Source organism: Streptomyces sp. NPDC012769, assembly GCF_042901205.1.
In the GTDB taxonomy this organism is placed as follows: domain Bacteria; phylum Actinomycetota; class Actinomycetes; order Streptomycetales; family Streptomycetaceae; genus Streptomyces.
The window spans coordinates 381,812-401,777 of record NZ_JBIBCP010000002.1 but is presented as its reverse complement, the minus strand read 5'-3'; the positions used below and the strand labels follow the sequence as shown (position 1 = coordinate 401,777).

Here is a 19,966-nt window from a genome sequence, read left to right as displayed (position 1 = left end):
CCGACCACCTCGGGAACGGAGAGCCTTTCCATGTCCGAAGCGCAGCCCACCGCCACCGCCGCCGACGAGCGGATCACCGGTTTCCAGACCGCCTTCCCGGTGCGGCCCGACCGGGTCGTGGAGCCCACCGGGCCGGACGCGGTCCGCGCCGCCGTCCGGTACGCCGCCGAGCACGGCCTCACGGTCAGCGTGCAGTCCACCGGGCACGGGCGCGGCGGTCCCGTCGAGGGCGGGCTGCTGATCGACACCCGGCGGATGGACGAGGTCGTCGTCGACCCGGTGACCCGCACCGCCCGGGTGGCCGCCGGGGCCCGCTGGGGGCAGGTCGTCGAGGCCGCGGCGCCGCACGGCCTGGCCCCGCTGAACGGCTCCTCGCCGGGCGTCGGCGTGGTCGGCTACCTCCTGGGCGGCGGCCTGGGCATCCTCGGCCGTACGTACGGCTGGGCCGCCGGGCAGGTCCGGGGGCTCGAGCTGGTGACGGCGGACGGCGGCGCGCTCCGGCTCGCGCCGGGCGACGAGCTCTTCGGTGCGGTGCTCGGCGGCGGCCACGGCCTGGGCGTGGTCACCTTCGTGGAGATCGGCCTGGTGCCGGTCGGCCGGCTCTACGGCGGCTCGGTCGCCTTCGACGGGGCCGTCGTCGACCCGGCCGAGGTGCTGCGCGGCTACACGGCCTGGGCGCGGGAGCTGCCCGAGACGCTGACCTCCTCGCTCGCCGCCCTGGTCTACCCGGACGCGCCCGCGCTGCCGCCGCACCTGCGCGGCCGGTACGTGCTCTCGGTGCGGGTCGCCTTCACCGGGGGCGCGGCCGAGGGCGAGCGGCTGGTGGCGCCGCTGCGGGCGATCGGGCCCGCGCTCACCGACTCGCTGCGGGAACTGCCGTACACCGAGAGCCACACCATCCACGCCGACCCGGACTTCCCGCACGCCTACTGGGGCGACGGGATCCTGCTCGACGACCTGGACGAGGACGCGCTCGCCCGGGTGCTGCGGCTCACCGGACCCGGGGCCGGGCGGATGGCGGTGGTGCAGCTCAACCATCTGGGCGGGGCCCTGACGGCCGAGGCGCCGGTGCCGAACCCCGCCGCGTACCGCCAGGCGGGCTGGCTGGTCCGCGCGCTCTACCCGCTCGACGAGGAGGGCGTGGCGCCGGTCGGCGCGCTGCACACGCGGGTGGCGGAGGCCCTGGCCCCGCACGCGATCGGCCGGGCGGCCGCCTTCGCCTTCGGCGACGGCGGGCGGACGGAGGGCCTCTACGACGCCGGGACGGCGAAGAGGCTCGCCGCGGTCAAGGGGGAACTCGACCCGGCGAACCTCTTCGGGGGGTTCGGGAAGCGCTGAGGGCGCCCCTGGGAGCGCCCGGGCCATCAGCCCTTGCGGCCGATGAGCTTCCAGGCGGCCGGCAGGGCACCCATGGCGAGGGCCGCCTTGAGGGCGTCGCCGATCAGGAACGGGGTGAGGCCCGCGGCGACGGCCTGGCTCAGCGTCATGCCGGTGGACAGGGCCAGGTACGGGACGCCGACCGCGTAGATGAGCGCGGAGCCGAGCACCATGGCGCCGGCCATCCGCGGCACCGAACGGTCGGCGCCGCGGCGGGCGAGGGCGCCCACGACGGTGGCGGCGAGCACCATGCCGAGGATGTAGCCGAAGGACGGCATGGACCAGCCGGAGGTGGCCTGGGCGAACCACGGCACGCCCGCCATGCCGGCCACGGCGTACAGGCCGAGCGCGAGGAAGCCGCGACGGGCGCCGAGGGAAGTGCCGACGAGCAGCGCGGCGAAGGTCTGGCCGGAGACCGGGACCGGGGAGCCGGGGACCGGGACGGAGAGCTGCGCGGCCAGGCCGGTGAGCGCGGCGCCGCCGACGACCAGCGCGATGTCGCGGACGCGGCCGGCGGGGATCAGGTCGGCGAGGACCGTCCCGGGCCGGAGGGAGGAGACGGGGGCGGCGGCGGTGCTCATCGGTACTCCGTGAGGGTGGCGGGGACGGGGGACAAGGCGGTCAGGCTCGACCGTATGCCAGGAGTGAGCGGCCGATCACGGTCAGCCGCCCACAAAGCGCGGGGTGAGCCCTTCGTGGAGATCAAACAAAGCGCGGTTTCCCCACCGAATGCAGCGTGACGCTTGTCACTGGGGACTCCTGCCCGCTGGTCCTTTTTGCGCCATCGGCCGGTCACCGGAGAGACTGTGGGGTCTCCATAAACCGTCCGAGAGCGATTCCTCCATGCCCGACTCCCTCGTCCCCGAACCCGAGCCGCTCTCGCACGGACTGAAGCAGCGTCACCTCACGATGCTGGGCCTCGGCGGGGTGATCGGCGCGGGGCTGTTCGTCGGCTCGGGCGCGGGGATCGCGGTCGCCGGTCCCGGGATCGTCGTCTCGTATCTGATCGCGGGCGCGCTCGCGATGCTGGTGATGCGGATGCTGGGCGAGATGTCGGCCGCGATGCCGGCCTCCGGCGCCTTCTCGGTGCACGCGGAGCGGGCGCTCGGCCGCTGGGCCGGTTTCTCGGTGGGCTGGCTGTACTGGTTCCTGCTGGTGGTGGTGCTCGCCGTGGAGGCGACGGGCGCGGCGCGGATCGCGCACGGCTGGGTGCCGGACGTCCCGCAGTGGGGCTGGGTGCTGGTGTTCATGCTGGTGTTCACGGCCGCCAACCTGGCGGCGGTGAAGAACTTCGGCGAGTTCGAGTTCTGGTTCGCCGCGCTCAAGGTCGGCGCGATCGTGCTGTTCCTGGTGCTCGGCGTGCTGGCGGTCGTCGGATGGCTGCCCGACACGGATCCGGTGGGCCTGGCGAATCTGACCGGGCGGGGCGGCTTCCTGCCGCACGGCTGGGAGGGCGTCGTCTCCGGCGTCCTCGCCGTGGTCTTCGCGTTCGGCGGTCTGGAGGTCGTGACGATCGCGGCGGCCGAGTCGGACGACCCGGCGCGCAACGTGGCGCGGGCGGTGCGCAGCGCGGTGTGGCGGATCCTCTTCTTCTACGTCGGTTCGATGCTGGTGATCGTGACCCTGCTGCCGTGGACCGCGATGCGGCCGGGCGAGTCGCCGTACGTGGCCGTGCTCGACGCGATCGGGGTGCCGGCGGCCGGTCAGATCATGAACGCGGTGGTGTTCGTGGCGCTGTTGTCGGCGCTCAACGCCAATCTGTACGGCTCCTCGCGGATGGTGTTCTCGCTGGCCGAGCGCGGCGAGGCGCCGAAGGGTCTGCTGAAGGTCTCGGGCGGCGGGGTGCCGCGCCGGGCGGTGCTCGCCTCGGTGGCGTTCGGCTTCGTGTCCGTACTGCTCAATCTGAAGTGGCCGGATTCCGTCTTCCTCTACATGCTCAACGCGGTCGGCGCGGTACTGCTGTTCGTATGGGCACTGATCGCGGTGTCGCAGCTGCGGCTGCGGCGCCGGATCGAGCGGGAGGCGCCACACACGCTGACCCTGCGGATGTGGGGCTTCCCGTGGCTGACCTGGACGGCGCTCGCCGCGATGGCGGCGGTGCTGGTGCTGATGCTGCTCGACGACGGCGCGCGGCCGCAGGTGCTGTGGTCGGCCGCGGCCACGGCGGCGGTGCTCGCGGTGGCGTGGGTGCGGGAGCTGCGCGGCGCCCGCGCGGACCGCGGCGCCTGAGTCGCGGGCCCCTCGACGAAGGGCTACGGGATCTTCACCTTGTGTGAAGGTCGTGCCCGTATAGCGGACATCCGTTCCCCGTGAGCGGTGCGGCCCCACAGACTGTGGGCCACCTCCCTCACCCTCCCCGTCTCAGCTAGCGAACAGGGCTCGCCCATGTCTCGGACCACCGCGCCCGCGCCGGCCGACCGCAAGGACGGCGCGGCCGCTCCTGCCGGCGGCCTGGCCCACGGCCTCAAGCAGCGCCATCTGTCGATGATCGCCCTCGGCGGTGTCATCGGCGCCGGCCTCTTCGTCGGCTCCGGCGCCGGCATCGCCGCGGCCGGCCCGTCGATCGTCCTCGCGTACGCGATCTCCGGTGTGCTCGTCATGCTGGTGATGCGGATGCTGGGCGAGATGTCGGCGGCGAACCCGGCCTCGGGTTCCTTCTCCGTCCACGCCGAGCGGGCGCTCGGCCCGTGGGCCGGCTTCACCGCCGGCTGGGCCTTCTGGTTCCTGCTGTGCGTGGCCGTCGGCCTGGAGGGCATCGGCGCGGCCAAGATCATGACGGGCTGGTTCCCGGGCACTCCGGAGTGGGCGTGGGTGGCCCTCTTCATGCTGGTGTTCTGCGGGACCAACCTGGCGGCCGTGAAGAACTTCGGCGAGTTCGAGTTCTGGTTCGCCGCGCTCAAGGTCGGCGCGATCGTCCTCTTCCTCGGCATCGGCGTGCTCGCCATCGTGGGCGTCCTGCCGGGTGCCGACGCCCCGGGCACGACGAACCTGACGGGCGAGGGCGGATTCTTCCCGAACGGCTCCGAGGGCCTGATCGTGGGTCTGCTCGCCTCCGTCTTCGCGTACGGGGGTCTGGAGACGGTCACGATCGCCGCGGCCGAGTCCGAGCACCCCGTGCAGGGTGTCGCCAAGGCCGTCCGTACGGCGATGTGGCGCATCGCGCTCTTCTACATCGGCTCCATGGCGGTCATCGTCACCCTCGTCCCGTGGGGCGACAAGGCGGTCGTCGACAAGGGCCCGTACGTCGCCACCCTCGACCACCTGGGCATCCCGGCCGCCGGCCAGATCATGAACGTGGTCGTCCTGGTCGCGCTGCTGTCGGCCATGAACGCCAACATCTACGGCGCCTCCCGCATGGCCGGCTCGCTGGTCGCCCGCGGCCAGGGCCCGAAGGCGCTCGGCCGCACCTTCGGCGGCGTGCCGCGACCGGCCGTGCTGGTGTCCTCGGTCTTCGGTTTCGGCTGTGTGCTGCTCAGCTACTGGTCGCCCGACAAGGCCTTCATCTGGCTGCTCAACACCATCGGCGCGATCATCCTGGTCGTCTGGTTCTTCATCGCCGTCTCGCAGCTGGTGCTGCGCCGTCGCACCGAGCGCGAGGCGCCCGAGAAGCTGGTCGTGAAGATGTGGGCGTTCCCGGTGCTGACCTGGGTCGCGCTGGCCGGCATGGCGGGGATCTTCTTCCTGATGGCCCGTGAGGAGGGCACCCGGATCCAGCTCTACTACACGGGCGGGCTGACGCTGCTGCTCGCGGCGGTCGGCTTCGCCCTGCAGAGGAAGCGCGGGACGGTGGCCGAGGAGGTCTGACCGGTCCCGGGTCCGTACCCGCGAGACGAAGACCCCGAGACGAAGAACCCCTGGACCGGTCCGGTCCGGGGGTTCTCGCCGTCCCGGGTTCTCGTCGTCCGGGCGGCTCACCGGCGTGCGCGCGATGCGCCGGGCGCGCGCCGGTAGGGCCAATGGACAATCCGCAGATCAGCCGCACGTCCCCTGCTGAGGTGATCTTTACGATGTCACGGCCGGGAAGCCGAGCAGCGGTGCGTCGACTCGCTTAGCTGGAGCCATGACGCACGCACGCGGACGACGCTCCGATGCCCACGCGGGCATCCCGGGAGCGTCTTACCCAGCAGGAACGCTCCGGAGCCGCGCATGAGCGCAATCGCCACGAAGGACAGGAGCGCGCCGGCGGCGGCGCGCCCCCTGCTGGGCTGGGCTCGCGATCTCGTGACGCCGGCTCTGCGCGACGAGGTCGGCAGAGTGCCCGCGCCGGAGGCACGGGTGGTGGGCTACCACCGCGGCTGGACCGAGGCGGACGGCACCCCGCTCCCGGCCGGCCCGGCCGGCGGCGGCAAGGCCGTCAGGCCCGCCCTCGTCCTGCTCTCGGCCCAGGCCGTCGGCGGGACGGCCGAGGACGCGGTGCCCGGCGCGGTCGCGGTGGAACTGGTCCACGACTTCTCCCTGCTGCACGACGACGTCATCGACGGCGACCGGCTGCGCCGTCACCGCCCGGCGGCCTGGACGGTGTTCGGCACGCCCGCGGCCGTGCTCACCGGTGACGCCCTGCTGGTCTGCGCCCTGCGCGCGCTGGGCAGGGTGCCCGGCCCGGCCGGGCACCTGGCGGTACGGGAGATGCTGTCGATGCTGGCCGAGCTGATGGTGGGCCAGAGCCAGGACGTGGCCTTCGAGGACCGGCGCCACGTCGAGGTCGACCAGTATCTGGCGATGGCCGCCGGCAAGACCGGCGCCCTGATGGGCACGGCCTGCGCCCTCGGCGGTCTTCTCTCCGGCGCGCCGGAGCGGCGGGTGGACGGGCTGCGGGACTTCGGACGGTGCCTGGGAGTGGCCTTCCAGTGCGTCGACGACCTCCTCGGGATCTGGGGCGCGTCCGACCGCAGCGGGAAGCCGGTCGGGGCCGACATCGCGGCGCGCAAGAAGTCGCTGCCCGTGGTGGCGGCCCTGGCCGATCGGGGCGAGGCGGGCCGGCACCTCGCCGACCTCCTGGAGCGGCCCGGCCCGCTCGAGGAGGCGGAGGTGGCCCTTGCGGTGGAGCTGGTGGAGCGGGCCGGCGGCCGCGAGCGGACCGAACAGGAGGTCCGACGGCAGACGGCGGCGGCGATGCGCGCCCTGGCCCGGGCCGAACCGAGCCCGGAGGCGTACCGGCGGCTGCACGACCTGGCCCTGCTGCTCACGGGCCGCGACCACTGACTCGGCCCATGGGTGCGTAACCAACTGCGGGCCCACGGCGTTGCCATGCAGATGCCACGTCAGCAGACGCCACGTCAGGCGACTCCCGCGTCCACGGCGTGAGCGATTCGACGCGATCGACCTGGAACCAGACCGACGTCATTCAGGGAAAGGGCGGGGAGTGTCCGGCTGCCCTCCGGCTGTCAGCGTGTACGGCCTGCACGTCACACGGGGCAGGCAGGTCCTGTTGCAGGACGTCAGCTTCTCCGTGCCGCAGGGTTCGATCGTCGGTCTGCTCGGCCCCAGCGGCTGCGGCAAGACGACCCTGCTGCGCTCGCTGGTCGGGATCCAGCAGCTGTCGGCCGGACACGTCCAGGTGCTGGGCTCGCCCGCCGGCTCTCCCTCGCTCAGCTGCCGGGTCGGCTACGTCACCCAGGCCCCCTCGGTCTACGCCGACCTGACGGTGCTGGAGAACCTCCGGTACTTCGCCGCCGCCCTCGGGATGCGCGGCTGGCGCCGGGAGAACGCCGTGGTCCGGGTGGTCAAGGAGGTGGCGCTCGCGGAGTACGCCGACAAGCTCGTCTCCCGGCTCTCCGGCGGCCAGTACTCCCGGGTCTCCCTGGCCGTCGCCCTGCTGGGCACGCCGGACCTGCTCGTGATGGACGAGCCGACCGTGGGGCTCGATCCCCTCGTGCGGCACGAGCTGTGGGAGGTGTTCGCCCGGCTCGCCGAGGACGGCACGACCCTGCTCGTGTCCAGTCACGTCATGGACGAGGCCGACCGCTGCGACCGGCTGCTGCTCATGCGCAACGGCCGCCTGCTGGCGGCGGCCACCCGCGAGGACCTGCTCCGGCACACCGGCCGCACGAACGTGGAGGCCGCCTTCATGCACCTGGTCGCCGCCGCGGCCCAGGCCGAGGCCCGTCCCCGGCCGGTTTCCCAGTCCATCCCCCAACCGCTGATGAGCGACGACGTGTCCCAGCACGACGGCCCGTTCTTCGCCTCCGAAGGTCGACGGTGACACCGCATCAGCCCGTCCCCCAGTTCCGGGGGCGCCCTCTCCCCTTCTCCCCCGGCATCACCGCGGCCACGGCCCAGCGCGTCCTGCTCCAGATCTCCCGGGACCGCGGAAGCGCCGCGCTGATGCTGATCATCCCGTGCATGCTGATGGTCCTGCTGAAGCTCATGTTCCGCGACGCCGAGGAGAGCTTCGAGCGCGTGGGGCCGCAGGTCTTCGGGATCTTCCCGGTGATCGTGATGTATCTGGTGGCGTCGGTCTCGACCCTGCGGGAACGCACCTCGGGCACCGCCGAACGCCTGCTGACGCTCCCGGTCCAGCGCCTCGACATCGTCTTCGGCTACAGCCTGGCCTTCGCCTTCCTCGCCCTGCTCCAGGCCGTGCTCTCCACCCTGCTGGCGGTCGGCCCCCTCGGCCTCGACATCAAGGGGCCCGCGTATCTCCTCATGGTCATCGCCATGCTCGGAGCGCTGCTCGGGCTGGCGCTCGGCCTGCTCGTCAGCGCCTTCGCGCGCAACGAGTTCCAGGCCGTGCAGTTCCTGCCGGCCGGGGTGCTGCCGCAGTTCCTGGTGTGCGGGCTGTTCGTGCCGAGGGCCGAGATGCACGACGCGCTCGACGGCCTGGCCATGCTCATGCCGATGACGTACGCGGTGCAGGCGGCCACCGAGGCGGCCACCCACGAGGGGGTCACGGGTGTCTTCCTACGCGACGCCGTGCTGATCCTGGTGTGCGTGATCGGCGTCCTGGTCGCCAGCGCGGCCACGCTCAAGCGCTGACCCGCCCGGCGCCCCGCTGCGGCGGGCGGCGGTCGGCGGTGGGCGCCCGGACGCACGAAGGTGGGGTACGGCCCCGTCGTGCCGCACCCCACCTTCGAGAAGCGCCGCCCCGCGCACGGCGGCCGGCTCCGTCAGAAGCCGAAGCCGCCACCTCGGTTGCCGGTTCCCCAGTGCAGGCCGACGCTCCCGTTCCGGGGGATCTCGAAGGGCCCGAACATGAGCGGCCGGTCGTGGCCGCGGCCGGGGCCGTCGAAGTCACCGATCGTGGTCGGCGCGGACGCGGCGAAGGCCTGGGCACCGGCGGCCCCGGTGACGAGTGCGGCCGCCAGTACGGAAACCACCGCGGCGCGACGAATGACGGACATGGAAATTCCTCCTTGAAGGAGCGGAATGGGGAACATCCGCGAGCTTAGCCGCCGACATGGCCACCGACGGATGAATCCATGGGTGATTCGCTCGAAGGAGGCGGAGGCGGCGCACTTGGAACATCAATATGCGTATCCATTTTTCCGTCCGGTCCCGCGCATTTATTTCTTTTGTACGACGACGGTTTTTCCGGCACTTTCCGGCACCCGGCACCCGGCGCTCAGGCCAGGGCGTCGTCCCACCACCAGGCCACCGTGGGCGCGGCGGGCAGCGGCGCCGGGGAGTCGTCCGCCGGGGCCGCGGCCCACTCCAGCGGCTCCTCGTCCATCGCGTCGGGCACCCGGCCCAGGCTCAGATACCGCGGCACGCGCAGGCCCCACTCGGCGTTGCCCCGCACGCCGTGGCACAGGCCGCCCAGATAGCGGGCGAGCTCCGCGCCGGCGTGCGGGCGGACCCGGTCGTGGAGCCGCAGGAACCGCGTCAGCACCCTGTCCCGGATGCGGGCGGCCTCCTCCACCGCCTCGGCCAGGGTGAGCAGCCGGTGGTGGGTCAGCACGCTGTAGATGTTCTGGTCGGCGTGACCGCGCGACAGCTCCTTGCGCAGGGAGTGGCGGTCGTTGTCCAGTGCCGCGACCAGGATCGCCATCTCGGTCAGCGCCCGCACCGCGGGCCGGTGCAGCTCGGCGTCGGGGACTTCCGCCCCGGTCGCCAGCTCCAGCATCGCGAAGGTCGGCTCGCCGCCGCTGGACAGCAACCGCATGGCGAGGTATTCGTCCAGGTCCGGCATCCTGCCCGCCGCCTGGTTGCCGATCTGCCAGGCAACCCCCGAGAGCCAGGCCCGGTGGGCGTCGAGGAAGCGACGCACCTGGGGCGCGGTCCCCAGCGACCTGAACCGGCCGATGATGTCCTGCAGCGGGCGGACGAAACGCTCGCCGCCGTCGGCGGCCGTCGGTGCCTCGGCGGCGCGCTGCACCGCGCCGGCCAGGGCGTTGAACTGGGCGGGGCGGCTGCTCAGCGGGCCGTTGTCGCAGCGGGCGTCGTCGAAGGCGAAGCCCCAGTACACCCAGAGCGAGGTCGCCAGGAGGCGGTCGTCGTCGGCCACCGGCGCGAACCGGCCGAAGAAGTCCGTGCTGTGGGTGGCCACCACCCACGCCCGCTCCTCCTCGTCGGCGCACATGCCGCTCTCCGCGATCCATGCGACCGCCCGTTTCTCCACCTCCCGCACACGGGGGTGGACGGCCGATTCCAGCGGGCAATAGAGGGGTGGCAGTTCCACGCCCGTCAATGACTGAGACAAAACCGGTGCACCTTCCGGAACGGTGTCGGGACACCTCCATACTCGCCACGCCAGGCTGCCACCGGAAAAGTATTCGCACGTTTTGTCCGCGCGCCCCTCGAAAAAGGTAAGGAAAAGCGAGCGGTTGACTCCAGAAAAACGATTCCTCGTCGCGTTTCGACGGAGGGGCTCGGCGGAGGGTCTCGGCGGAGGGGGCGAGGGGGGGGCGACGGAGGGGGTCGTCCGCCGCCGGGCCGCCCCGCGCCCGACCGACCGACCGGCGGCCTAGGACCATCGACTGATCAACATCGACTGCACCTGCTGCTAGCCTGCACTTGCATAGAGGTTGCAATAAGCAGTCAGTCGAAGGGCTCGGCACATGGCGATCTACACACTTCCGGAGCTTCCGTACGACTACGCGGCGCTGGAGCCGGTGATCAATCCGCAGATCATCGAGCTGCACCACGACAAGCACCACGCCGCCTACGTCAAGGGCGCGAACGACACGCTGGAGCAGCTGGAGGAGGCCCGCGACAAGGAGCAGTGGGGCTCCATCAACGGCCTGGAGAAGAACCTGGCCTTCCACCTGTCGGGCCACATCCTGCACTCCATCTACTGGAACAACATGAACAGCCCGAAGGACGGCGGTGGCGGCGAGCCGCTGGCGGCCGACGGGGTCGGCGAGCTCGCCGACGCGATCACCGAGTCCTTCGGCTCCTTCGCCAAGTTCAAGACCCAGCTCACCAAGGCCGCCGCGACCACCCAGGGCTCCGGCTGGGGCGTCCTCGCCTACGAGCCGATCAGCGGCCGCCTGATCGTCGAGCAGGTCTACGACCACCAGGGCAACGTCGGCCAGGGCTCGGTCCCGATCCTGGTCTTCGACGCCTGGGAGCACGCCTTCTACCTGCAGTACAAGAACCAGAAGGTCGACTTCATCGACGCCATGTGGCAGGTCGTCAACTGGCAGGACGTGCAGAAGCGCTACGCCGACGCGAAGGGGCGCACCCCGCTCATCGGCATCTGAGGCCCGCCCGAGGCCCGGCCCAACCCCGCCCGAGGCCCGGCCGAGGCCGGGACAGAGGCCCGAGAACGCCCTGCTCGTGATCGTCTTCTCAACCTTCACCGGGCAGGCGGTTGAAAGGAGAACCCCCGCGATGACGTGAATCGCGGGGGTTCTTCCGTACGGCGGGGGCGGCGGCTACTCGAAGCTCGGCGCCGCCGTCCGGGTGCGCTTGATCTCGTAGAAGCCCGGCGTCGACGCCACGAGCAGCGTGCCGTCCCACAGCCGCGCCGCCGCCTCGCCGCGCGGGGTCGGGGTGACGACCGGGCCGAAGAAGGCGACCTCGGTGCCGTCCGCGCCGGGGACGGAGATCACCGGCGTGCCGACGTCCTGGCCGACCTTGTCGATGCCCTCCTTGTGGGAGGCGCGCAGCTCGGCGTCGTAGGTGTCCTTGTCCGCGTAGTCCACGAGGTCGGCCGGCAGACCGACGTCGGCGAGCGCGCCGGCGATCGCCTCGCGCGTCGGGCCCTCACCGTTGTTGTGGAAGCGGGTGCCGAGCGCCGTGTAGAGCTTGCCGACGACCTCGTCGCCGTGCAGCTGCTGGGCGGCGATCACCACCCGGACCGGGCCCCAGGCCTGGGTCTCCAGCATCTCCCGGTACTCCGGCGACACCTCGTCCAGGCGGTCCTCGTTCAGCACCGCCAGGCTCATCACCTTCCAGCGCACGTCGACCGGGCGGAGCTTCTCCACCTCCAGCATCCACCGGGAGGTCATCCACGCCCACGGGCACAGCGGGTCGAAGAAGAAGTCGGCGGTGGTCCTGCTCTCGGACATGTCACTCCTCGGAAGGTGGATGGGTGCCTCGCAGGGCAACATCACGGCCACCGGACCGCATTCCCGTGTACCGGGTGACAGTGCCACATGGCAGGATCGGTGCTGTTTCGAACGCGCCACGAAGGAGTGACCGTGCCCGGTGAGAATCTGTCCCGCGACGAGGCCCACGAGCGGGCCGCGCTGCTGTCCGTCGACGGGTACGAGGTCGCTCTCGACCTGCGCTCGGCGGTCGGCGAGTCCGCCGAGGACGTGCGCACCTTCCGCTCGGTGACCACGATCCGCTTCCGCCGGACCGGGGACGGCGACGCCACCTTCGCCGACCTGATCGCCCCTTCCGTGAACGCGGTCACCCTCAACGGCCGCGCGCTGGACCCGGCGGCCGTCTTCGACGGCTCACGGATCGCGCTCGACGGCCTCGCCGACGAGAACGTGCTCGTGGTGGACGCCCAGTGCGCCTACAGCCGCACCGGCGAGGGCATGCACCGCTTCGTCGACCCGGAGGACGGCGAGGTCTACCTCTACACGCAGTACGAGCCGGCCGACGCCCGCCGGGTCCACGCCAACTTCGAGCAGCCCGACCTGAAGGCCCCGTACCGCTTCGAGGTGACCGCCCCCGAGGGCTGGACGGTCTGGTCGAACGGCGTGGGCGAGCAGGACGCCGACGGCGTGTGGCGGTTCGCCGAGACGGCGCCGATCTCCACGTACATCACCTGTGTCGTGGCCGGCCCGTACCACTACGTGACGGACACGTACAAGCGCGCGCTCGCCGACGGCACCGAGATCGCGATCCCGCTCGGCGCGATGTGCCGCAAGGGGCTCGCCAAGCACTTCGACGCGGACGACGTCTTCCTGATCACCAAGCAGGGCTTCGACTTCTTCCACGACAACTTCGACTACCCGTACCCCTTCGGGAAGTACGACCAGGCGTTCGTGCCCGAGTACAACCTCGGCGCGATGGAGAACCCGGGCCTGGTCACCTTCCGCGAGGAGTACATCTACCGCGGCAAGGTGACGCAGGCGGCGTACGAGCGCCGGGCCAACGTGATCCTGCACGAGATGGCCCACATGTGGTTCGGCGACCTGGTCACCATGGTGTGGTGGGACGACCTGTGGCTGAAGGAGTCGTTCGCCGACTTCATGGGCTCGTTCTCGCTGGCCGAGGCGACCCGCTTCACCAACAGCTGGGTGACCTTCGCCAACAGCCGCAAGTCCTGGGCGTACCGCGCCGACCAGCTGCCGTCCACGCACCCGATCACGGCCGACATCCGTGACCTGGAGGACGCCAAGCTCAACTTCGACGGCATCACCTACGCCAAGGGCGCCTCGGTCCTGAAGCAGCTGGTGGCGTACGCGGGCCGGGACGCCTTCCTGGAGGGCGCGCGCCGCTACTTCAAGCGCCACGCCTACGGCAACACGCGCCTCGCGGACCTGCTGACCGTGCTGGAGGAGACCTCCGGCCGGGACATGAAGGCCTGGTCGAAGTCCTGGCTGCAGACCTCCGGCGTCAACACGCTCACGCCGTCGGTCACCTACGACGCCGAGGGCCGGATCACCGAGCTCGCCGTCCTCCAGGAGGGCGACGAGCTGCGTCCGCACCGCGCCGCCGTGGGTCTCTACCGGGTGGCGCCGGACGGCACCCTCGCCCGTTACGCGCGGGCCGAGGCGGACATCACGGGCACCAGCACGGTCGTGGCCGAGCTCGCCGGGCAGGAGCGGCCGGACCTGGTCCTGGTCAACGACGACGACCTCACCTACTGCAAGATCCGCTTCGACGAGGGCTCGCTGGCGACCCTGCGGGCCCACCTCGGCGACATCGCCGACCCGCTGGCGCGCGCCCTGTGCTGGTCGGCGCTGTGGAACCTGACCCGCGACGGGCTCATGCCGGCCCGCGACTTCGTCAAGGTCGTGCTCGACTTCGCCGGCCGCGAGACCGACATCGGCGTGCTGCAGATGGTGCACGCCTGGGCGCGGTCGGCCGTCACGCACTACGCGGCGCCGGACTGGCGCACCGAGGGCGGGCGGCTGCTCGCCGAGGGCGGCCTGCGGGAGCTGCGGCTCGCCGAGCCGGGCAGCGAGCACCAGCTGACCTGGGCGCGCTTCTTCGCCGCCGTGGCCTCCACGGAAGCCGACTTCCAGCTCCTGGAGGGCCTGCTCGACGGCTCGGCCGTGATCGACGGTCTCGACGTCGACCAGGAACTGCGCTGGTCGTTCCTGGAGCCGCTGGCCACGCACGGCCGGGCCGACGAGGCCCGGATCGGCGAGGAGCTGGCCCGGGACGACACGGCGACCGGCAAGCGCCACCAGGTCCGCTGCCTGGCCGCGCGGCCCTCGGCCGCGGTCAAGGCGCAGGCCTGGGCGCAGGTCGTCGAGTCGGACGCGCTGTCCAACGCCCTGGTGGAGGCGACGATCGCGGGCTTCGCGCAGCCCTCGCAGCGCGAGCTGATCGCGCCGTACGCGGAGAAGTACTTCGCGGTGATCGAGCGGATCTGGGCGGACCGGTCCATCCAGATCGGCATGGACGTGGTGCGGGGCCTGTTCCCGGGCCTCCAGGACCGCGCGGAGACCCTGGCGGCGACGGACGCGTGGCTGACCGCGCACGCCTCGGCCGCTCCGGCGCTGCGCCGGCTCGTCCTGGAGGCGCGCGACGATCTGGCGCGGGCGCTGCGGGCGCAGGAGTGCGACGGGCGCGCGTCGGCGTAGCCGGTACGACTCGCTGACGGCCCCCGGCGGATGTGCCGCCGGGGGCCGTTTTCCGGGAAACCGCTGTTCATCGGCACTCGAACGCGCGTACTTTAGTGCGGGCTTGTCCCTGTTTGTCGACGGGCGTGTAACAGCGGTTAAGGGAGCGCCGGACGACGGAAGACCGTCGACATGAACCACAACACCCCCGACGCTCCCCTCTCCCCCCTCCCCCACACCGGTGTCGACCGGTTCCGGGAGGCCCTGCGGCACGCCCGCACCGAGGCGATGATCACCGGACTCGCGGCGCTCTCCCTGCACCGCTTCGCCTCCGCTCCCCCGCCCGGCCTGATCGACCGGGTCGACGTCCTCGTGGCCCGCACCCGGCGGCTGCGGTCCACCGGCCACGTCCGGGTGGTGCGCACCGCCGAGCTCCCGCGGCCGGCCGACATCGACGGGCTGCCGGTCGCCCCGGTCCCGCGCGCGCTCGCCGACGCGGTCTCGACCCTGTCCGACGCGGGCGTGGTGCGCCGGCTGCTCACCGAGGCGGTGAGCGGCGGGCACTGCGAACCGGGCGCGGTGGTAAGGGAGTTGAACCGGGCCCGGCTGCTCACCCGCCCGCACGTGGTGGACGCGGTCGACTCGCTGCTCGCCGAGGGACGGGCGATCGCCGAGGAGCGGCTCTACCGGATGGTGCGCGAGTTCGGGCTGCCGGACCCGCTCTGGAACGTGGACCTGCGGCTGCCGGGCGGCCCGCACCTGGGCGGCCTTGACGCCTACTGGCCGGACCACGCGGTCGCGGTGGAGCTGGACACCCGGGCGCCGCGGCAGGACGACGACGCGCTGTGGTCGGAGTACACGCGCAAGCGCGAGCACCTGGAGCGGCTCGGCATCACCGTCGTCCACCTCACCCCGCGCAAGCTGCGCGAGGCGATGGACCAGCAGGCGACCGTGGTCCGTACGGCTCTGATGGCCGCGTCCGACCGGCAGCCGGCCGCCTACGTCGTCGTCCTGCCCCGCTGAACTCCCGGGTCCGGAACGCCCCTACTTCTTCGGGGCCGTTCCGCAGAACTCGGCCTCGATCACGCTCTGCGTGTCGCCGGTCCAGTCGGCGTTGATGTTCGCGGCGAGGGAGTGCTCGCCGTCACGGGTGGTGTACGCCTCCGAGAGGGAGCCGTGGATGCCGCCGCCGTGCCCCCAGATCTCCTTTCCGCAGCTGAGCTTCTGCCACGAGATCCCGAGCCCGTAGCGGAACCGCGGGTGTTCGGCGGAGACCGGAAGCGTCGTCGTCAGCTCGCGCAGCTCGGCCTTCGGCAGCAGTCGGCCCTTCAGCAGGGCGCGGTAGAAGGTCTGGAGATCGTTGGTGTCGGAGATCATCTCGCCGGCCGCGTGCGCGAGGGAGGGGTTGAGCTCGGTGACATCGTGGACCGTCGTGGCGCCCGGGTCCTCCGAGAGCTTCGAGTAGGCGCGGGAGTGCGGCTTCGGCATCGAGGCGTCGGTACCGGGGACGCTGGTGGCGCGCAGCTTCAGCGGCTTGATGATCCGGTTCTCGACGGCCTTGCCGTACGGGCGTCCGGTGACCTTCTCGATCACCATGCCGGCCAGGACGAAGTTGGTGTTGGAGTAGTTCCAGGAGGTACCGGGCGCGAAGTCCGGCTCGTGGGCCATGGCGACCTCGACGAGCTGCTTCGGCGACCAGGTGTCGTAGCGGTGCTCCAGGAAGCCGGAGCCGAAGGTCCTCTGCTGGAAGGCGGGGTCCTCGGTGTAGCTGTATATGCCGCTGCTGTGGTTGAGCAGCTGGCGGACGGTGATCTTCCGGCCGTCGTGGCCGTGGCCGCGGACCACGCCGGGCAGCCACTTCTCGACCGGGTCGTCGAGGTCGAGCCGGCCCTCGGCCTGGAGCTGGAGCAGGACGGTGGCGGCGAAGGTCTTGGTGATGGAGCCGACCCGGAAGCGGTCCTTGCCGCCGCGCTCGCCCGCGGTGCCGGTCCAGCGGTCCTTGCCGTCGCGGGCCGCCGCGACCGCGCCGGGCACGCCCGCGGCCACGTTGGCGTCGAGGGCCTGCTGGGTGGTGGCGTGGCCGGTGCCCGGCTTCGGCGGGCCGGCGGCGACGGCGGGGGCGGCGAGCGCGGTGGCGGCGAGACCGGCGACGAGCGCGGTGGTGACGACGGTGCGGGTGGTGCGTGCGGCTGACATACGGGCTCCCCTGTTTTCGTTGTGCTGATCGTCGTGCTGCGGTCGAGGGAGGGGACCACGAGAGGGGTGCGCCGGGTTGAGGCCGCTCGTGACGGTTGAGCCGTTTTCAGCCGTTCGCCGGATCGTGGAGGTGCGAGTGGCCCAGGGGCGGCCGGTCGCGCCAGAGCTGGAGGCCGATGTCGACGAGCTCGACCCGGGTGAGGGAGGGCACGGCCTCCAGCGGGTGCCATGCGGCGAGGTCGGTGGAGCCGCCGTCCTCGCTGCGCAGTTCTCCGCCCACGATCCGGGCCTCGTAGAGCAGCCGCAGCCCCTGCCAGTCCAGAGGTTGGCCGAGACGGGTCGTCCGGTCGGGCCGCCGGATGGAGTCGACGCCGAGCAGCGCGACCGGCTCCGCGACGTAACCGGTCTCCTCCTCGACCTCCCGCACGACGGCCTCGACGGGCAGCTCCCCGTGGTCCATCCCGCCCCCGGGCAGCGTCCACCGCTTCGCCCCGGCGCGGTCCACCCAGCGGGCGAGGAGTATCTCGCCGTCCCGCACGCACACGGCGTAGGCCGCCACCCTCAACTCGGTCCTCATGGACCGAGGTTAGAGCCAGTACGCCGGGTAGCGGCGGCCGGTCGCGCGGGCGCCGGCGAGGCCGGTCGCGACGAGGAGGAGGGCGGCGAGGGCGAGCAGGGCCAGGAAGGGCCAGAACGGCGGATTCTGGAGGGTGACGATCACGGCGGTCGCCGCGGCCGGGGAGTGCGGGGTGCGGGCGGCGGCCATCACGCCGAGGGCGAGACCGCCGGCGACGGCCGCGCCCCACAGGCCGGGGCCGGTGACGGCGAGGACGGCGAAGCCGGTGAGCGCGGAGAGGAGTTGGCCGCCGACGACCGAGCGGGGCTGGGCGAGCGGCAGGTCGGGCGCGCCGGCGACGAGGGCCATGCTCGCGGCGAGCGGCGGGATGAGCAGGGGCTCGTGGAGGACGGCGCCGACGGCGACCAGCAGGAGCAGTGCGGTGACGCTGACGGCGGTGGAGGCGAGCAGGACGCGGAGGCGGGGCCGGGCGGGGGCCTTCGCGGGCGCGGTGGCCGGTGGGGCCGTGGTCATGGGCGGTCCTTGGCTTCAGGTCCTGGTCGTCAGGAGAGCGGTGGGTTGGCCGGGGAGTAGTCGGGCGCCGACCAGCGCAGGGGGCTCGCCCCCGGGGTCTCGGTCGCGTGGTCGAGGCGGAAGCGGACGACACGGTTGCCCTCGGCGCCGTACACGGTGTGGGCGCGGCCGGAGAGCTGGAGGGTGGTGCCGGTCGCCCAGTCCAGGAAGAGCAGGCCGGCGCGGCCGTCCGCCTCCAGGTTGCCGAGGGTGAGGAACATGGCGTTGCCCGGGTAGTCGGTCCAGCTCAGTTCGGTGGGCGAGGCGACGGTGACGAAGCCGGGGTTGCCGCCGCGGTGGCTGGCGTCGACGCCGTCGGGCGCGCCGGTCGCCACGAAGAAGGTGTCGGCGGCACGGATCAGGCGCTCCTGGTCGGGGGTGAGCGCCGTGCCGTGCCGCACGGGACCGGTCTGGAGGCCGGGGGCGTCGGCGAAGCCGTACAGCTCGCGCTTCTGCAGGTACTTGGGGCAGTTGGAGAAGACCTGCTCGGCCTCGATGGTGAAGCCGCGGGCGCTGCGCCGGGCGGTGCCGTTGAGCCGCATGCGGCGGCGGGTGCGGGGGTCGAGGGCGAGGGTGCCGACGGGTGCGCCGTCGGGAGTGCCCTCGGGCAGCCCGGCCGCCACGGAGACGGTGTGGGGGCCGGTCGCCCGGACGAAGCCCGGGCGACCGGTGAGCAGACTCGCCCGCATCCGCCCGGCGGCGTCGGCGGCGCCGAGCACGAGCATGGGCTGCGCCTCCAGGAAGGCCGCGGCGATCGGCCGGATGCCGGGGCCGATGGAGCGGCCCACGTGCTCGGCGAGCCGCCGGACCCCGACGCGCTCCTGCACGGCGAGGGAACCGGGGTGGTACGCGGTCACGGACACGGGGGCCTCCGGGTGTGCGAGTCGATCGGGGTGCGGGCGTGCGGTGCGGGGTGGGGGCCGGGGCCTAGAAGAAGCCGCAGGTCGGGGCGGACTCGGTGGGCGCCTCGGCACCCTCCGCGCCCTGCGGGACCGAGATCTCCAGGCGGGTGCCGTCCGGGTCGTGGAAGAAGATCCCGCCCGAGGCCGCGCCCTCCGCGTGGGCGACGACGCCCTCGTACGCGAAGGTGGCGCCGCGGGCCTTCAGCGCGGCCTCGGCGGCGCGCACGTGGTCGATCGACTCGGCCTGGAAGGCGAGGTGGTGCAGGCCGGCGCGGCCGGAGTCGTACCCGCCCTCGGCCTGCTGCCAGAGCGTGAGGACGAGCCGGCCCTCCTGGCCCAGGAAGGCGTAGCGGCGTCCCTCCTCCTTGCCCTCGCCCAGGACCTGGAAGCCGAGGACCTCCGCGTAGAAGCCGAGCGAGCGCTCCAGGTCGGTGACGTTGAGGCCGATGTGGCCGGTCGCGAGCGTTCCGATGGACATGACTGTTCCCCTCCGTGGGCCGATCTCGAACTAACCCTTCACTGCGACTTTAGGGGTTAGACCTTTCCACGCGCAACCGGTCACGTAACCTTGAGGGGTTAGCCCGGTCGCAGACCGCCGAGGAGGGCGCCCGCCATGACCGTCATCGACCCGCGGCCGCTCACCGGCGAACCCGTCTCCCTGGACCTGCTCAACACCCGCTGGAACCACGAGGGCGTCCGCCAGGACCTGCTCGACGGCACCGAGGGACTCACGGTCTGGCTCGCCGCCAACGGCCTCGACGACCGCTTCACCGCCGACGCGACCACCCTGCGGCACACCCTCACCGCCCGGGACGCCCTCGCCGCCCTCGTCGACCGGCCCGGCGACCCGCAGGCCACCGCCCGAGTCGACGCGGTGCTCGGACACGGCCGCATCCGCGCCACCCTGACCCCCGAGGGCCCGGGCGAGCGGCCGGAGTTCGCCGACCCCGCCTGGGGCCCCGGCTGGACCGCGGCGCGCGACTACCTCGACCTGCTGCGCACCAATCCGGACCGGATCCGCGCCTGCGCCCACGAGGCGTGCATCCTGCACTTCTTCGACACCTCACGGAACGGCACCCGCCGCTGGTGCTCGATGGCCGCGTGCGGCAACCGGGCCAAGGCCTCGCGCCACTATGCCCGTACAAAGGACAACTAGTCCCGACAGCCGGCGCCCGTCCGCCCTGTCACCTCGCCCCCGTTGAGGCCGATTCGTCCCCCGTGGCACATGTCCC

Annotated in this window: 19 protein-coding genes; 10 read left to right on the top strand and 9 right to left on the bottom strand. The window is 72.4% G+C overall.

The window, feature by feature from the left end; translation table 11 throughout:
* Positions 1 to 30 precede the first annotated feature (30 nt).
* The gene (locus ACFY7C_RS10625; RefSeq protein ID WP_389646975.1) at positions 31 to 1,338 is read left to right on the top strand and encodes an FAD-binding oxidoreductase; all 1,308 of its coding nucleotides are present in this window, start codon (positions 31 to 33) and stop codon (positions 1,336 to 1,338) included.
* Positions 1,339 to 1,364: 26 nt separating this feature from the next.
* Here the strand turns inward: ACFY7C_RS10625 and ACFY7C_RS10620 are convergent, their stop codons facing one another.
* Positions 1,365 to 1,958, bottom strand: coding sequence for a biotin transporter BioY (locus ACFY7C_RS10620; protein WP_389646973.1), 594 nt, complete (start codon positions 1,956 to 1,958; stop codon positions 1,365 to 1,367).
* Between the two features lie 262 nt (positions 1,959 to 2,220).
* On the opposite strand from ACFY7C_RS10620, the gene ACFY7C_RS10615 reads away from it, so the two are divergent.
* From ACFY7C_RS10615 to ACFY7C_RS10595, 5 genes are all read left to right on the top strand, one after another.
* The gene (locus ACFY7C_RS10615) at positions 2,221 to 3,606 is read left to right on the top strand and encodes an amino acid permease (protein WP_389646970.1); all 1,386 of its coding nucleotides are present in this window, start codon (positions 2,221 to 2,223) and stop codon (positions 3,604 to 3,606) included.
* A 156-nt stretch (positions 3,607 to 3,762) separates the two neighbouring features.
* Entirely contained in the window at positions 3,763 to 5,181 is a 1,419-nt protein-coding gene (locus ACFY7C_RS10610) for an amino acid permease (RefSeq protein ID WP_389646968.1), read from the top strand.
* 342 nt (positions 5,182 to 5,523) lie between these two features.
* Complete coding sequence (locus ACFY7C_RS10605; protein WP_389646966.1) at positions 5,524 to 6,579, top strand: polyprenyl synthetase family protein; 1,056 nt, start codon at positions 5,524 to 5,526, stop codon at positions 6,577 to 6,579.
* 226 nt (positions 6,580 to 6,805) lie between these two features.
* A complete protein-coding gene (locus ACFY7C_RS10600) occupies positions 6,806 to 7,579 on the top strand; it encodes an ABC transporter ATP-binding protein (RefSeq protein ID WP_389646963.1) in 774 nt (257 codons plus the stop codon).
* Positions 7,576 to 8,352, top strand: a complete 777-nt coding sequence (locus ACFY7C_RS10595) for an ABC transporter permease (RefSeq protein WP_389646960.1) — start codon at positions 7,576 to 7,578, stop codon at positions 8,350 to 8,352. The genes ACFY7C_RS10600 and ACFY7C_RS10595 overlap by 4 nt, the downstream gene beginning before the upstream one ends.
* Before the next feature lie 131 nt (positions 8,353 to 8,483).
* Here the strand turns inward: ACFY7C_RS10595 and ACFY7C_RS10590 are convergent, their stop codons facing one another.
* Together ACFY7C_RS10590 and ACFY7C_RS10585 are read right to left on the bottom strand one after the other, a co-directional pair.
* On the bottom strand, positions 8,484 to 8,717 hold the full coding sequence (locus tag ACFY7C_RS10590) for a hypothetical protein (RefSeq protein ID WP_389646957.1): 234 nt from the start codon (positions 8,715 to 8,717) through the stop codon (positions 8,484 to 8,486).
* A 221-nt stretch (positions 8,718 to 8,938) separates the two neighbouring features.
* Positions 8,939 to 9,994 (bottom strand): glutamate dehydrogenase, encoded by a 1,056-nt coding sequence (locus tag ACFY7C_RS10585; protein ID WP_389646954.1) that lies wholly within the window; start codon positions 9,992 to 9,994, stop codon positions 8,939 to 8,941.
* A 379-nt stretch (positions 9,995 to 10,373) separates the two neighbouring features.
* Here ACFY7C_RS10585 and ACFY7C_RS10580 point away from each other — a divergent pair, with 379 nt between their 5' ends.
* Complete coding sequence (locus ACFY7C_RS10580) at positions 10,374 to 11,018, top strand: superoxide dismutase (RefSeq protein WP_389646952.1); 645 nt, start codon at positions 10,374 to 10,376, stop codon at positions 11,016 to 11,018.
* A gap of 174 nt (positions 11,019 to 11,192) precedes the next feature.
* Here ACFY7C_RS10580 and ACFY7C_RS10575 read toward each other — a convergent pair whose 3' ends face one another.
* Positions 11,193 to 11,828: a DsbA family protein gene (locus ACFY7C_RS10575; RefSeq protein ID WP_389646949.1), complete on the bottom strand. Its 636-nt coding sequence runs from the start codon at positions 11,826 to 11,828 to the stop codon at positions 11,193 to 11,195.
* 132 nt (positions 11,829 to 11,960) lie between these two features.
* Between ACFY7C_RS10575 and pepN the strand changes: the two genes are divergently transcribed.
* Together pepN and ACFY7C_RS10565 are read left to right on the top strand one after the other, a co-directional pair.
* A complete protein-coding gene (gene pepN, locus ACFY7C_RS10570) occupies positions 11,961 to 14,528 on the top strand; it encodes an aminopeptidase N (RefSeq protein ID WP_389646946.1) in 2,568 nt (855 codons plus the stop codon).
* 171 nt (positions 14,529 to 14,699) lie between these two features.
* On the top strand, positions 14,700 to 15,530 hold the full coding sequence (locus ACFY7C_RS10565; RefSeq protein WP_389646943.1) for a hypothetical protein: 831 nt from the start codon (positions 14,700 to 14,702) through the stop codon (positions 15,528 to 15,530).
* Positions 15,531 to 15,551: 21 nt separating this feature from the next.
* On the opposite strand, the gene ACFY7C_RS10560 is transcribed toward ACFY7C_RS10565, so the two are convergent.
* From ACFY7C_RS10560 to ACFY7C_RS10540, 5 genes are all read right to left on the bottom strand, one after another.
* The gene (locus tag ACFY7C_RS10560; protein WP_389646940.1) at positions 15,552 to 16,703 is read right to left on the bottom strand and encodes a serine hydrolase domain-containing protein; all 1,152 of its coding nucleotides are present in this window, start codon (positions 16,701 to 16,703) and stop codon (positions 15,552 to 15,554) included.
* A gap of 106 nt (positions 16,704 to 16,809) precedes the next feature.
* A complete protein-coding gene (locus ACFY7C_RS10555) occupies positions 16,810 to 17,280 on the bottom strand; it encodes an NUDIX hydrolase (RefSeq protein ID WP_389646938.1) in 471 nt (156 codons plus the stop codon).
* A 9-nt stretch (positions 17,281 to 17,289) separates the two neighbouring features.
* Positions 17,290 to 17,793 (bottom strand): HPP family protein, encoded by a 504-nt coding sequence (locus tag ACFY7C_RS10550; RefSeq protein WP_389646936.1) that lies wholly within the window; start codon positions 17,791 to 17,793, stop codon positions 17,290 to 17,292.
* Between the two features lie 29 nt (positions 17,794 to 17,822).
* A complete protein-coding gene (locus ACFY7C_RS10545; RefSeq protein ID WP_389649448.1) occupies positions 17,823 to 18,689 on the bottom strand; it encodes a pyridoxamine 5'-phosphate oxidase family protein in 867 nt (288 codons plus the stop codon).
* A 70-nt stretch (positions 18,690 to 18,759) separates the two neighbouring features.
* Entirely contained in the window at positions 18,760 to 19,212 is a 453-nt protein-coding gene (locus tag ACFY7C_RS10540; RefSeq protein WP_389646934.1) for a VOC family protein, read from the bottom strand.
* Between the two features lie 135 nt (positions 19,213 to 19,347).
* Between ACFY7C_RS10540 and ACFY7C_RS10535 the strand changes: the two genes are divergently transcribed.
* Positions 19,348 to 19,890 carry a CGNR zinc finger domain-containing protein gene (locus tag ACFY7C_RS10535; protein ID WP_389646931.1) on the top strand — a complete coding sequence of 181 codons (543 nt, stop codon included), beginning with the start codon at positions 19,348 to 19,350 and terminating at the stop codon, positions 19,888 to 19,890.
* Positions 19,891 to 19,966: the final 76 nt, after the last annotated feature.